This window comes from Pseudomonas sp. zfem004 (assembly GCF_032621715.1).
Lineage (GTDB): Bacteria > Pseudomonadota > Gammaproteobacteria > Pseudomonadales > Pseudomonadaceae > Aquipseudomonas > Aquipseudomonas sichuanensis.
The window spans coordinates 1-12,610 of sequence record NZ_JAVYJF010000020.1; the positions used below are offsets into that span (position 1 = coordinate 1).

At 63.0% G+C, this 12,610-nt stretch carries 12 protein-coding genes and 1 tRNA gene; 11 read left to right on the forward strand and 2 right to left on the reverse strand.

All coding sequences use genetic code 11. The annotated features are described in order from the left end of the window. Window positions 1-505, reverse strand: a 505-nt coding sequence (locus tag RTH46_RS20080; protein WP_316906417.1) for an Hcp family type VI secretion system effector, incomplete at its 3' end; no start/stop codon positions are given. 541 nt (window positions 506-1,046) lie between these two features. Between RTH46_RS20080 and RTH46_RS20085 the strand changes: the two genes are divergently transcribed. The 10 genes from RTH46_RS20085 (at window position 1,047) to RTH46_RS20130 (ending at window position 9,790) form a co-directional block, all read left to right on the forward strand. Continuing rightward, window positions 1,047-2,771, forward strand: a complete 1,725-nt coding sequence (locus RTH46_RS20085) for a tetratricopeptide repeat protein (RefSeq protein ID WP_110995619.1) — start codon at window positions 1,047-1,049, stop codon at window positions 2,769-2,771. Window positions 2,772-2,773: 2 nt separating this feature from the next. Beyond that, window positions 2,774-3,391 (forward strand): lipoprotein insertase outer membrane protein LolB, encoded by a 618-nt coding sequence (gene lolB / locus RTH46_RS20090; protein ID WP_279848205.1) that lies wholly within the window; start codon window positions 2,774-2,776, stop codon window positions 3,389-3,391. A 6-nt stretch (window positions 3,392-3,397) separates the two neighbouring features. Next, the gene (gene ispE / locus RTH46_RS20095; RefSeq protein ID WP_410478587.1) at window positions 3,398-4,258 is read left to right on the forward strand and encodes a 4-(cytidine 5'-diphospho)-2-C-methyl-D-erythritol kinase; all 861 of its coding nucleotides are present in this window, start codon (window positions 3,398-3,400) and stop codon (window positions 4,256-4,258) included. Between the two features lie 20 nt (window positions 4,259-4,278). After that, a tRNA-Gln gene (locus RTH46_RS20100) sits at window positions 4,279-4,353 on the forward strand. Between the two features lie 47 nt (window positions 4,354-4,400). Then, window positions 4,401-5,342, forward strand: a complete 942-nt coding sequence (locus RTH46_RS20105) for a ribose-phosphate pyrophosphokinase (RefSeq protein ID WP_099773531.1) — start codon at window positions 4,401-4,403, stop codon at window positions 5,340-5,342. Window positions 5,343-5,462: 120 nt separating this feature from the next. After that, window positions 5,463-6,050, forward strand: a complete 588-nt coding sequence (locus RTH46_RS20110; RefSeq protein ID WP_316906418.1) for a 50S ribosomal protein L25/general stress protein Ctc — start codon at window positions 5,463-5,465, stop codon at window positions 6,048-6,050. Between the two features lie 79 nt (window positions 6,051-6,129). Next, window positions 6,130-6,714, forward strand: coding sequence for an aminoacyl-tRNA hydrolase (gene pth / locus RTH46_RS20115; protein WP_110995623.1), 585 nt, complete (start codon window positions 6,130-6,132; stop codon window positions 6,712-6,714). A 23-nt stretch (window positions 6,715-6,737) separates the two neighbouring features. After that, window positions 6,738-7,838, forward strand: coding sequence for a redox-regulated ATPase YchF (gene ychF, locus RTH46_RS20120; protein ID WP_153788462.1), 1,101 nt, complete (start codon window positions 6,738-6,740; stop codon window positions 7,836-7,838). A 201-nt stretch (window positions 7,839-8,039) separates the two neighbouring features. Then, window positions 8,040-8,336 carry a cupin domain-containing protein gene (locus RTH46_RS20125; protein WP_153788461.1) on the forward strand — a complete coding sequence of 99 codons (297 nt, stop codon included), beginning with the start codon at window positions 8,040-8,042 and terminating at the stop codon, window positions 8,334-8,336. Between the two features lie 293 nt (window positions 8,337-8,629). Then, the gene (locus RTH46_RS20130) at window positions 8,630-9,790 is read left to right on the forward strand and encodes an MFS transporter (protein WP_316906419.1); all 1,161 of its coding nucleotides are present in this window, start codon (window positions 8,630-8,632) and stop codon (window positions 9,788-9,790) included. A 24-nt stretch (window positions 9,791-9,814) separates the two neighbouring features. Here RTH46_RS20130 and ycaC read toward each other — a convergent pair whose 3' ends face one another. Continuing rightward, complete coding sequence (ycaC, locus tag RTH46_RS20135; RefSeq protein WP_125860386.1) at window positions 9,815-10,435, reverse strand: isochorismate family cysteine hydrolase YcaC; 621 nt, start codon at window positions 10,433-10,435, stop codon at window positions 9,815-9,817. A gap of 353 nt (window positions 10,436-10,788) precedes the next feature. On the opposite strand from ycaC, the gene pgi reads away from it, so the two are divergent. Then, window positions 10,789-12,453 carry a glucose-6-phosphate isomerase gene (pgi, locus tag RTH46_RS20140; protein ID WP_279847551.1) on the forward strand — a complete coding sequence of 555 codons (1,665 nt, stop codon included), beginning with the start codon at window positions 10,789-10,791 and terminating at the stop codon, window positions 12,451-12,453. The last annotated feature ends 157 nt before the right edge of the window (window positions 12,454-12,610 follow it).

Genomic DNA, 12,610 nt, shown 5'->3' on the forward strand with positions numbered 1-12,610 from the left:
TGTAGTCCTTGATGTCGACGATGATCGCGTCTTCCAGGACGGTGGTGTAGTAGTGCTCCTGGGTGCCCTGGGCCGAGGTGCGGTACCACTTGATCTCGATCTTGGTCATGCGCTCGCCCGAGGTCAGGGCGGCCAGCAGCAGCGGCGAAGCTTTGTCTTCCAGGACGGTGGTGTAGTAGTGCTCCTGGGTGCCCTGGGCCGAGGTGCGGTACCACTTGATCTCGATCTTGGTCATGCGCTCGCCCGAGGTCAGGGCGGCCAGCAGCAGCGGCGAAGCTTTGTCGAAGACCTTGGTGATTTTCACTGGCTTGTGCACGCGCTGGCCGGTCGGCTGGCCGGACTGCGGGTCACGCGGGATGATCACTTCGTGTTCGAAGCCCTGGACCATGACCTGGTCTTCGTGGCCTTCCTGGTAGGTGTTGCCCACCGAGTCGGCGGTGAACGCGCCAGCGGTGATCAGGCCTTGTTTTTCGCCAGTGACGGACATGTAGGCGGGAGTTGCCATGCGTGTTGCTCTCCATGCGTTGAGAAAGTCGCCCGGTGGCAGAAAGTTGCCGAACGGGGGACATGCATCCCTACAAAAGCTGTGCCAGATAAAATTTATGCTTACAAATCAATTACTTATATTGCCAATGCATTCATTTGGATTGGCTTTTCAGCGATCGCCATTCAAAAGTTGCGCAACTTCTTGCGCAGTGCTGGCAAAAAGTTGCGCACTTGGCTGAAGAGCCCGTGCCACAAGGGCTGCAGCGCTTCACATGGCCTTTTTTGACTTTCGAAGTGCGCAACTTCTTGCGCAGTTGAACCTGAGGTCAGATCTGCCGAGTCGCCGAGGGAAAACGATACCGAAGCGAGAGGCAGCAAGAAGCCTATAAATAGCGGGGCCGGATAAATACCGCAGAGGCCGGCAACAGGCCCTGCGCCACGTCGATACGGAACCTGTAGCACCCCGCGAAGGTCGCAGCTATCCGAACGCTTCGCAGGTGGGTTTGCCACTGCGCTTGTGTCATCATGCTCCGACCGCCGGTTAGCCACCAAAGCCCTCTATGAACAAATCCTACGCATTGCTGCTTGCCCTCGCCCTGCTCCAAGGCTGCCAAAGCCTGGCCCCGAATACGTCGGGCGGCCAGACCCCCGCCGCCGATGCCGGCAAGAGCGCGGAAAAGCCCGTGGTGTACGGATCGTTCAAGCAGGAAACCGTCTACAGCCTGCTGGTGGCGGAGCTGGCCGGCCAGCGCAACCGCTTCGACATCGCCCTGAAGAACTACGTCGACCAGGCCGAGAAAACCCAGGACCCTGGCGTTTCCGAACGCGCCTATCGCATCGCCGAGTACCTCGGCGCCGACGAACCGGCCCTGGACACCGCGCTGATCTGGGCCCGCAACGACCCGCAGAACCTCGACGCCCAGCGTGCCGCCGCCATCCAGCTGGCCCGTGCCGGGCGCTACGACGATTCCATGACCTATATGGAAAAGGTGCTGCAAGGCCAGGGCGACACCCACTTCGATTTCCTCGCCCTGTCGGCCGCCGAGACCGACCAGAGCACCCGCGACGGCCTGATGCAGAGCTTCGACCGCCTGCTGGTGAAGTACCCCGACAACAGCCAGCTGGTGTTCGGCAAGGCCTTGCTGCTGAACCAGGACAACAAGCCCGAACAGGCCCTTGAGCTGCTCGAAAGCCACCCGCCGCAGAACGGCGAGATCGCCCCGGTGCTGCTGCGTGCCCGCCTGCTGCAGGCGCTGGACCGCGGCCCGGAGGCACTGCCGCTGCTGCGCGGGGCGATCCGCGACAACCCGGAAGACAAGCGCCTGCGCCTTACCTACGCGCGCACCCTGGTCGAGCAGGACCGCATCGACGACGCCAAGGCCGAGTTCGAAAGCCTGCTGCAGCAATACCCTGAAGACGACGAGATCCGCTATTCGCTGGCCTTGGTCTGCCTGGAAACCAAGCACTGGGACGAGGCCGAAGGCTATCTGCAGGAAATGGTCGAGCGCGATGCCAATGTCGACGCCGCCCACTTCAACCTCGGCCGCCTGCGCGAAGAGCGCGGCATGCCCGCCGCCGCCCTGCGCGAGTACGCCCTGGTGGGTGCCGGCAACGACTACCTGCCGGCGCAACTGCGCCAGGCCGACATCCTGATTGCCAACGGCCGCAGCGCCGAAGCCTCGCGCCTGCTCGCCGAAGCCCGTGAAGCACAGCCCGACTACGCCATCCAGCTGTACCTGATCGAGGCCGAGAGCCTGGGCAACAACGGCAAGGAGGCCCAGGCCGACCAGGTGCTGCAGCAGGCGATCAAGCGCTACCCCGACGACCTCAACCTGCTCTACACCCGCGCCATGCTCGCCGAAAAACGCGACGACCTGGCGCAGATGGAAAAAGACCTGCGCGCCATCATCGCCCGCGAGCCGGAGAACGCCATGGCGCTCAACGCGCTGGGCTACACCCTGGCGGATCGCACCACCCGCTACGGCGAAGCCAAGGCGCTGATCGACAAGGCCCACCAGCTCACCCCGGACGACCCGGCGGTGCTCGACAGCCTGGGCTGGGTCAACTACCGCCTGGGCAAGCTCGACGAAGCCGAGCGCCTGCTGCGCCAGGCCTACGAGCGTTTCCCCGACCATGAAGTGGCCGCCCACCTGGGCGAAGTGCTGTGGGCCAACGGCAAGCGCCGCGAGGCCAAACAGTTCTGGGCCAAGGGCTTCGAAGCACAGCCCGACAGCCCCATCCTGCGCAAGACCCTCCTGCGCCTGACCGGATCCGAGAGCCTGTAAACATGTTTCTGCGTCATTGCATCACCTTCTCGCTCATCGCCCTGCTCGCCGGCTGCGCCGGTTTCGGCAGCAAAGAAGCCGTACAAGGCCAGGGCAGCCCGCAACAGTGGCGTGAGCACAAGCAGCAGCTGGCCAGCCTCGACGGTTGGCAGATCAACGGCAAGGTCGGCATCCGCGCCCCGCGTGATTCCGGCAGCGGCACGCTGTTCTGGCTGCAGCGCCAGGACTACTACGACATCCGCCTGGCCGGCCCGCTCGGCCGCGGCGCCGCGCGCCTGACCGGGCGCCCCGGTGGCGTGGTGCTGGAAGTGGCCAACCAGGGCCGTTACCAGGCCGAAAACCCCGAAGCCCTGCTGGAAGAACAGCTGGGCTGGCGCCTGCCGGTCTCGCACCTGGTGTGGTGGGTGCGCGGCCTGCCCGCCCCGGACAGCAAGAGCCAGCTGACCCTCGACGGCGACAGCCGCCTGGCCAGCCTCGAGCAGGACGGCTGGCAGGTGCAGTACCTGAGCTACACCGAACAGAACGGTTACTGGCTGCCCGAGCGCCTGAAGCTGCATGGCGAGAACATCGACGTGACCCTGGTGGTCAAGGACTGGCAACCGCGCCAGCTGGGGCACTGACATCTGATGCAAAAGCTCACCCTCCCCGCCCCCGCCAAGCTCAACCTGTGGCTGCACATCACCGGCCGCCGCGCAGACGGCTACCACGAGCTGGAAACCGTGTTCCAGTTCCTCGATCACGCCGACGAGTTGAGTTTCGCGCTGCGCGACGACGGCCAGATCCGCCTGCAGACCGAAATCGAGGGCGTGCCCCACGACAGCAACCTGATCGTGCGCGCGGCGCGCCAGTTGCAACAGCAATCCGGCACTTCGCTGGGCGCCGACATCTGGCTGCACAAGGTATTGCCCATGGGCGGCGGCATTGGCGGCGGCAGCTCGGACGCCGCGACCACCCTGCTGGCGCTGGCCCACCTGTGGCAGCTGGACTGGAATGAAGATCGCCTGGCCACTCTGGGCCTGAGCCTGGGTGCCGACGTACCGGTGTTCGTCCGTGGCCATGCCGCGTTCGCCCAGGGCGTCGGCGAACAGCTGACCCCGGTCGACCCCAGCGAACCCTGGTACGTCGTACTGGTGCCGCAAGTGTCTGTCAGCACAGCGGAAATTTTTTCGCATCCAGAGTTGACACGTGATTCCCTCCCCCTTAAGATGCGCCCCGTTCCCGAGGGAAACAGTCGAAATGACTGCCAACCGGTAGTAGAGCAACGTTATCCTGAAGTTCGCAACGCGCTGATTTCACTGGGTAAATTTACGGAAGCTCGAATGACCGGCACTGGAAGTTGTGTGTTTGGGGCCTTCCCAAGCAAAGCCGAAGCTGATAAAGTTCTGGCCCTTCTTTCAGCGACCCAAACAGGGTTTGTGGCGAAAGGAAGCAATGTTTCGATGTTGCATCGCAAGCTGCAAAGTCTGCTCAAGAAGTCGAGTTCATAAGAGCTCGCAGCAACAGATACAGGGGCGTCGCCAAGCGGTAAGGCAGCAGGTTTTGATCCTGCCATGCGTTGGTTCGAATCCAGCCGCCCCTGCCATTTTCCTATACTCATCCAGGTATACCCTCAGCCTTCAGGTACTGCGCGTGTCCAAGATGATGGTCTTTACGGGGAACGCTAACCCCGATCTGGCTCGGCGTGTCGTACGTCAGCTGCATATCCCTCTCGGTGACGTCTCTGTCGGTAAGTTCTCCGACGGCGAGATCAGCACTGAGATCAATGAAAATGTCCGCGGTAAAGACGTCTTCATTATTCAGCCGACCTGTGCCCCGACCAACGATAACCTGATGGAACTGGTAGTGATGGCCGATGCCTTCCGCCGCTCCTCAGCATCCCGAATCACCGCCGTGATTCCTTACTTCGGATACGCCCGCCAGGACCGCCGTCCGCGTTCGGCACGTGTAGCCATCAGCGCCAAAGTCGTCGCTGACATGCTCACTGTCGTAGGTATCGACCGTGTACTCACCGTCGACCTGCACGCTGACCAGATCCAGGGTTTCTTCGATATCCCCGTCGACAACATCTACGGCTCGCCCGTACTGGTCGACGACATCGAAGACCAGCGTTTCGAGAACCTGATGATCGTCTCCCCGGACATCGGTGGTGTGGTACGTGCCCGTGCCGTCGCCAAGTCCCTGGGTGTTGATCTCGGGATCATCGACAAACGCCGCGAGAAGGCTAACCACTCCGAGGTTATGCACATCATCGGCGACGTCGAAGGACGCACTTGCATCCTGGTAGACGACATGGTCGACACCGCCGGCACCCTGTGCCACGCGGCCAAAGCCCTGAAAGAACACGGCGCTGCCAAGGTTTACGCCTACTGCACGCACCCTGTCCTGTCGGGCCGCGCGATCGAGAACATCGAGAAGTCGGTACTGGACGAACTGGTGGTGACCAACACCATCCCGCTGTCCGCCGCTGCTCAAGCCTGTGACCGTATCCGCCAGTTGGATATCGCACCGGTTGTGGCTGAAGCGGTACGCCGCATCAGCAATGAAGAATCGATCAGCGCGATGTTCCGCTAAGCGGGACACGTGTTGATGTGAAGCGCCCCGCCCCAACCTGTGTTGGGGCGGGGCTTTTTTGCCATCCCCGTCTGGCGCTGGTCGCAAACGCCTTTCGGGAGGCTATTTTGGAGAAACAAAATGACTGACTTCATCCTGAACGCCCAAGCGCGTACTGACCTGGGGAAAGGTGCGAGCCGCCGCCTGCGTCACACGCTGAACATCCCTGCCGTTGTTTACGGTGGCGATAAAGAAGCCCAATCCCTGACCATCGTGGCCAAGGAAATCGCCAAGCTGTTCGAAAACGAAGCTGCCTTCAGCCACGTTATCGAGCTGAACATCGACGGCGCCAAGCAGAACGTCGTGGTCAAGGCCATGCAGCGTCACCCAGCCAAAGGCTACATCATGCACGCCGACTTCGTTCGCGTCGTTGCTGGCCAGAAGCTGACCGCCAAGGTTCCAGTTCACTTCGTCGGCGAAGAAGCCCCGATCAAGAAAGGCGGCGAAATCTCGCACGTTGTTTCCGAGATCGAAGTTTCCTGCGAAGCCAAAGACCTGCCTGAGTTCATCGAAGTTGACCTGAGCAACGCCGAAGTCGGCGCGATCATCCACCTGTCGGACCTGAAAGCTCCGAAAGGCGTAGAGTTCGTTGCTCTGGCCCACGGTGATGACAAAGCTGTTGCCAACGTCCACGCCCCGCGCGTAGCCGCTGAAGGCGCTGCTGAGTAATCTACTCGGCAAGCCGGTGTTGAAGGGGTTACAGTGCCCAGCGCTGTAACCTACCAACTCCAAGGAAAGAGCCCCTGACGTGACCGCCATCCAGTTGATCGTTGGCCTGGGTAACCCCGGCCCCGAATACGAACAGACCCGGCATAACGCAGGGGCTCTTTTCGTTGAACGCGTAGCCAGCGCCCAGCGCGTCTCCTTGACCGCTGACCGCAAATATTTCGGCCTGACGGCTAAATTCAGCCATCAGGGCAACGACGTTCGTTTGCTGATCCCCACCACCTACATGAACCGTAGCGGCCAGTCCGTGGCGGCCTTGGCCAATTTCTTCCGGATCAAGCCGGAGGCCATTCTGGTGGCACACGACGAACTCGACCTGCCTCCCGGCGTCGCCAAGCTCAAGCGCGGTGGCGGCCACGGTGGGCACAACGGCCTGCGCGACATCATCGCGCAGCTCGGCAACCAGAACGATTTCCACCGCCTGCGGCTTGGCATTGGCCACCCGGGCGACGCCAAGCTGGTCTCCAACTTCGTCCTGGGCCGCGCACCGCGCGCCGAACAGGAGAAGCTCGACGCCAGCATCGATTATGCCCTCGGCGTGCTGCCGGACGTGCTCGCTGGCGACTTCGCCAAGGCGATGCGCGAGCTGCACAGCCAGAAGGCCTGACAACTCTAGTAAGGGGAATACCCATGGGTTTCAATTGCGGCATCGTCGGCCTGCCCAACGTCGGCAAGTCCACCCTGTTCAACGCCCTGACCAAGTCCGGTATTGCGGCTGAGAACTTCCCCTTCTGCACCATCGAGCCGAACAGCGGCATCGTGCCGATGCCCGACGCGCGCCTGAATGCGCTGGCCGAGATCGTCAAACCGAACCGCATCCTGCCGACCACCATGGAATTCGTCGACATCGCAGGCCTGGTGGCCGGTGCCTCGAAAGGTGAAGGCCTGGGCAACAAGTTCCTCGCCAACATCCGCGAGACCGACGCCATCGCCCACGTGGTGCGCTGCTTCGAAGACGAGAACGTGATCCACGTTTCCAACAGCGTCGACCCCAAGCGCGACATCGAGATCATCGACCTCGAACTGATCTTCGCCGACCTCGACAGCTGCGAGAAGCAACTGCAGAAAGTCGCCCGCAATGCCAAGGGCGGCGACAAGGACGCCCTGGCGCAGAAGGCGATCCTGGAGAAGCTGATCCCGCACTTCACCGAAGGCAAGCCGGCACGCAGCCTGATGAAGAACATGGCTGACGACGAGAAAGCCGTCATCCGTGGCTTCCACCTGCTGACCAGCAAGCCGGTGATGTACATCGCCAACGTGGCCGAAGACGGCTTCGACAACAACCCGCACCTGGACGTGGTCAAGGCCATCGCCGAGGAAGAAGGCGCGGTCGTGGTGCCGGTGTGCAACAAGATCGAAGCCGAAATCGCCGAGCTGGATGATGGCGAAGAGAAGGACATGTTCCTCGAGGCCCTGGGCCTGGAAGAGCCTGGCCTGAACCGCGTGATCCGCGCCGGTTACGAGCTGCTCAACCTGCAGACCTACTTCACTGCCGGCGTGCAGGAAGTACGTGCCTGGACCGTACGCGTCGGCGCCACCGCGCCACAGGCCGCGGGCGTGATCCACACCGACTTCGAAAAAGGCTTCATCCGCGCCGAAGTGGTGGCCTACGACGACTTCATCCAGTTCAAGGGTGAAGGCGGTGCCAAGGAAGCCGGCAAGTGGCGCCTGGAAGGCAAGGATTACATCGTCAAGGACGGCGATGTGATGCACTTCCGCTTCAACGTCTAAGCACAGCTCGGCATCTCCCTATCGCGGGGCAAGCCCGCTCCCACGCAGTCTGAACTGGACACGTGGGAGCGGGCTTGCCCCGCGATGCTTTTATGCAGGGGAAAGTTGAGTGTCAGCGCAACTGACTGCCAGCACTGTTGCATTTAAAGTTGCTCTGCAGCGGCCCAGGCTAGTCGCCTTTCCGTGAACAGGCATGCTCCCATGACACAAACAATTCAACGCCCCCAGGCCGTCCCCACCGTGCAGGTGAATACCGACGAGGTCATCGTCACCGAATGGCGCTTCGCCCCCGGCGCCGAGACCGGCCGCCACCTGCATGGCCATGACTATGTCGTGGTGCCGATGACCGACGGCACCCTGCTGCTGGAAACGCCCGAGGGCGAGAAACGCGCGCCACTGGTGGCGGGCCAGAGCTACTTCCGCAAGGCCGGCGTCGAGCACAACGTGATCAATGCCAGCGACCATGAAGTGGTGTTCATCGAGACCGAGCTCAAATAGCAGAGCCGCCCGCCTGGCTACCCGCACTGTCCCCATCGCTGGCAAGCCAGCTCCCACAGGGTATGCGCAAGCCTTGAGGTCGGCGTGGTCGAGGTGGGAGCCGGCTTGCCGGCGATAGGCATTGTCGTCGTGCGCTCACTTCACCCCCGCAGCACAACCGTCTACACTCCTTCCCTGCTTGAACCGGGATAACCGAAGCACTGCCTCGAAACCCGATGGACCTGACCACCGCTGGTCAACCGTCGGGACTAATGGGTCCGGACCTTGGCCGGCCTGTTTATCGGAGGCAACACATGGACCCGCGTATCTGGCTGCTGGCCCTGGCGACTTTCGTCACCGGCATGGCCGAAAACATCACCGTCGGCATCCTGCCGGCACTGGCCGATGGCCTGGACGTTCCGCTCGGCGTGGCCGGGCAACTGACCACCGTCTTCTCCCTGAGCTTCGCCCTCGCCGCGCCCTTCTCTCCCCTGCTTACCACACGCTTGCCGCTGCGTGGCCTGCTGTGCGCCACCCTGGCGCTGTTCGCCCTGTGCAACCTGCTGGCGGCATGGGCGCCCGGCTACACCGTGCTGCTGATCACCCGCATCGGCATGGCCGCGACCAGCGCATTGACCTGCCTGACCTGCACCTTGATGGCCACGCGCATGGCACCTGAAGCCCTGCGCGGGCGCGCCATCGGGGTGATCTTCATGGGCATCTGCAGCTCGCTGATACTGGGCGTGCCGGCCGGCATGCTGTTGTCCGACGCCCTGGGCTGGCGCGGCGTGTTCGTTGGCCTGAGCGGCCTGGCGGCGGCAGTGCTGCTGATGGCCTGGCGCGGGCTGCCGACGCTGCAGAGCGACGAACGCATCGCCCTGACCAGCTACATACGCCACGTGCGCGACAGCCGCCTGACGGCCGCGCAGGGCGTGTCGCTGTTGATGATCGCCGGGCACTTCACCGTGTTCGCCTACCTGGCGCCCTACGCCCAGCAGGTCGCCCAAGTGCCGGCCCAATGGCTGGCGGCGGTGTTCGCGGCATTCGGCATCGCCGGTGTGACAGGCGGTTACATCGGCGGCTGGATGGCCGATCGCCTGGGTGTGGCCAAGGCCATCCTGCTGGCGCCCTTGCTATACCTCGCCAGCCTGCTGCTGCTACCGCTGAGCGCGGGCACACCCTGGCTGTTCCTGCCGGTGATGATGCTCTGGGGCGGGCTGAGCTGGACCACTTCGCCAGTGGTGCAGAGCTACCTGGCCAAGCGTGGGGAAGATACCTTCCCGGCGGGCATGAGCCTGAACATGTCGGCCATGCACCTGGGGGTCGGGCTGGGTTCGGCCATCGGTGGCGTGGTGATAAGCGGCTCGACGCTGGCCGCTACCCCCTGGGCCGGCGCACTGTTGACGACACTGGCGGCAGGGCTGGCGATCTGGTCGGCCATGCCACGGGCCGGGGCGTTGGAAATGGCGCAGTGATCGCTCACTGCGCCAGTCGAAAGCTTACTTGGCCAGCTTGTCGTAGCTGGTCATCAGGTTGCGGTAGTCGGGGATATGGTTGGAGAACAACGTCCCCAGCCCTTCGATGTCGTTGCGCCAGTCACGGTGCAGTTCGCAGGCCACGCCGAACCAGGTCATCAGCTGCGCGCCGGCAGCCTCCATGCGCCGCCAGGCCGAGTCGCGGGTCAACTCGTTGAAGGTGCCGGAGGCATCGGTGACCACGAACACCTCGAAGCCCTCCTCCAGCGCCGAGAGCGCCGGGAAGGCCACGCAGACCTCGGTCACCACCCCGGCGATCAGCAGTTGCTTCTTGCCGGTGGCCTTCACCGCCTTGACGAAGTCTTCGTTGTCCCAGGCATTGATGTTGCCGGGGCGAGCGATGTACGGCGCATCGGGGAATTGCGCCTTGAGCTCTGGCACCAGCGGGCCGTTGGGGCCAGTCTCGAAGCTGGTGGTGAGAATGGTCGGCAGCTTGAAGTACTTGGCCAGGTCGGCGAGCGCCAGCACGTTGTTCTTGAACCGATCGGGGTCGATGTCGCGTACCAGCGACAGCAACCCGGCCTGATGATCGACCAGCAGGACGGCAGCGTTGTTCTTGTCCAGTCGCTTGTATTGGAACGCCATGGCTGAACTCCTTGCTTTGCAGGTTGGGAGTATCCAGCGTAGGCAATTAACGCGCACAAGGCCGACCGTCAGTCGGCTCAGGGCGTCTCATGACTTCAGCGTTCTGACTGCGCTGTTTGCACGGGCTAGCTGGTTTACCTGAATGCGTGGGAGCGGGCTTGCCCCGCGATGGATGGCACCGGCTACGCCGGTATCGCGGGGCAAGCCCGCTCCCACGCACAAACCTGTACCTGCAATATTTCATGCCCCGCCCCCCATTCCCGCTTCGCGACCAATGCCTATAATGAGCAGCTTGCAACTGGCAAAGATCGCCAGTGTCATAGCCTGACCATGCACCAAGGAAACCATCCGCAATGGCGTATTACCGTACTCCCCACGATGTGACGGCGCTGCCCGCCTGGCAGGCGCTCCAGCAACACCGCGACGCCATGCAGGGCTTCAGCATGCGCGAAGCCTTCGCCGCCGACGGCAAGCGCTTCGAACAGTTTTCCCTGAGCTGCTGCGGGCTGTTCCTCGACTACTCGAAGAACCTCATCGACGAAAAAGCCCGCGAACTGCTGGTCAACCTGGCCAACGAAGTGGAGCTGGGCGACGCCATCAAGTCGATGTTCAGCGGCGAAATCATCAACGGCTCGGAAGGCCGCCCGGTGCTGCACACTGCACTGCGCCGCCCGGTCGGCGACAAGCTCAGCGTCAACGGCGCCAACGTGATGCCGGAAGTGCACAAGGTGCTCAACCAGATCACCGAGCTGGTCGGCCGCATCCACGACGGCCTGTGGCGCGGCTACAGCGAAAAGCCAATCACCGACGTGGTCAACATCGGCATCGGCGGCTCGTTCCTCGGCCCGGAACTGGTCTCCGAGGCGCTGCTACCCTATGCCCAGCGCGGTGTGCGTTGCCACTACCTGGCCAACATCGACGGCAGCGAATTCCATGAACTGTCGGCCAACCTGCGCGCCGAGACCACCCTGTTCATCGTCTCGTCGAAATCGTTCAACACCCTCGAAACCCTGAAGAACGCCATGGCCGCCCGTACCTGGTACCTGGCCCAGGGTGGTTCGGAAGCCGAGCTGTACCGCCACTTCATCGCCGTGTCGAGCAACAAGGCCGCCGCCGTGGCCTTCGGCATCCGCGAAGAAAACATCTTCCCGATGTGGGACTGGGTCGGCGGGCGTTACTCGCTGTGGTCGGCCATCGGCCTGCCGATCGCCCTGGCCATCGGCACCGCCAACTTCAAGGAGCTGCTGTCCGGCGCCTACACCATGGACCAGCACTTCCAGACCGCGCCGTTCGACAAGAACATGCCGGTACTGCTGGCCCTGCTGGGCGTGTGGTACGGCAACTTCTGGGGCGCCAAGAGCCACGCGATCCTGCCGTACGACCACTACCTGCGCAACATCACCAAGCACCTGCAGCAACTGGACATGGAGTCCAACGGCAAGAGCGTGCTGACCGACGGCACCCCGGTGAAAACCGATACCGGCCCGGTGATCTGGGGCGGCGTGGGCTGCAATGGCCAGCACGCCTACCATCAGTTGCTGCACCAGGGCACCCAGATGATCCCGGCCGACTTCATCGTGCCGGTGGTGAGCTTCAACCCGGTGGCCGACCATCACCAGTGGCTGTATGCCAACTGCCTGTCGCAGAGCCAGGCGCTGATGCTCGGCAAGACCCGCGAGGAAGCCGAAGCCGAACTGCGCGCCAAGGGCCTCAACGAAGCCGACATCGCCAAGCTCGCCCCGCACAAGGTGATCCCGGGCAACCGCCCGAGCAACACCCTGGTGGTCGAGCGCATCAGCCCGCGCCGGTTGGGCGCGCTGGTGGCCATGTACGAGCACAAGGTTTTCGTGCAGAGCGTGATCTGGGGTATCAACGCCTTCGACCAGTGGGGCGTGGAGCTGGGCAAGGAGCTGGGCAAGGGCGTGTACCAGCGCCTGGTCGGCAGCCTGGAAGACAGCGCCGAGGACGGCTCTACCCAGGGCCTGATCAACTACTTCCGCGGCCGTCACCGCGGTTGATTCACCGGTAACACCCAAATCGCGGGGCAAGCCCGCTCCCACGACAAATGGAAGATCATCGTGGGAGCGGGCTTGCCCCGCGATGCTTTTCAGCTCATGGAACACCCCCACCTTCTACACTGTCCATCGAATAGCCGCCGCAGTCCCACTCCCCTAC

Bases quoted from the DNA above. Each gene is read 5' to 3' on its own strand.
- RTH46_RS20085 (WP_110995619.1), top strand. From the start codon at position 1,047: ATGAACAAATCCTACGCATTGCTGCTTGCCCTCGCCCTGCTCCAAGGC.
- lolB (WP_279848205.1), top strand. From the start codon at position 2,774: ATGTTTCTGCGTCATTGCATCACCTTCTCGCTCATCGCCCTGCTCGCC.
- ispE (WP_410478587.1), top strand. From the start codon at position 3,398: ATGCAAAAGCTCACCCTCCCCGCCCCCGCCAAGCTCAACCTGTGGCTG.
- RTH46_RS20110 (WP_316906418.1), top strand. From the start codon at position 5,463: ATGACTGACTTCATCCTGAACGCCCAAGCGCGTACTGACCTGGGGAAA.
- ychF (WP_153788462.1), top strand. From the start codon at position 6,738: ATGGGTTTCAATTGCGGCATCGTCGGCCTGCCCAACGTCGGCAAGTCC.
- RTH46_RS20125 (WP_153788461.1), top strand. From the start codon at position 8,040: ATGACACAAACAATTCAACGCCCCCAGGCCGTCCCCACCGTGCAGGTG.
- RTH46_RS20130 (WP_316906419.1), top strand. From the start codon at position 8,630: ATGGACCCGCGTATCTGGCTGCTGGCCCTGGCGACTTTCGTCACCGGC.
- ycaC (WP_125860386.1), bottom strand. From the start codon at position 10,435: ATGGCGTTCCAATACAAGCGACTGGACAAGAACAACGCTGCCGTCCTG.
- pgi (WP_279847551.1), top strand. From the start codon at position 10,789: ATGGCGTATTACCGTACTCCCCACGATGTGACGGCGCTGCCCGCCTGG.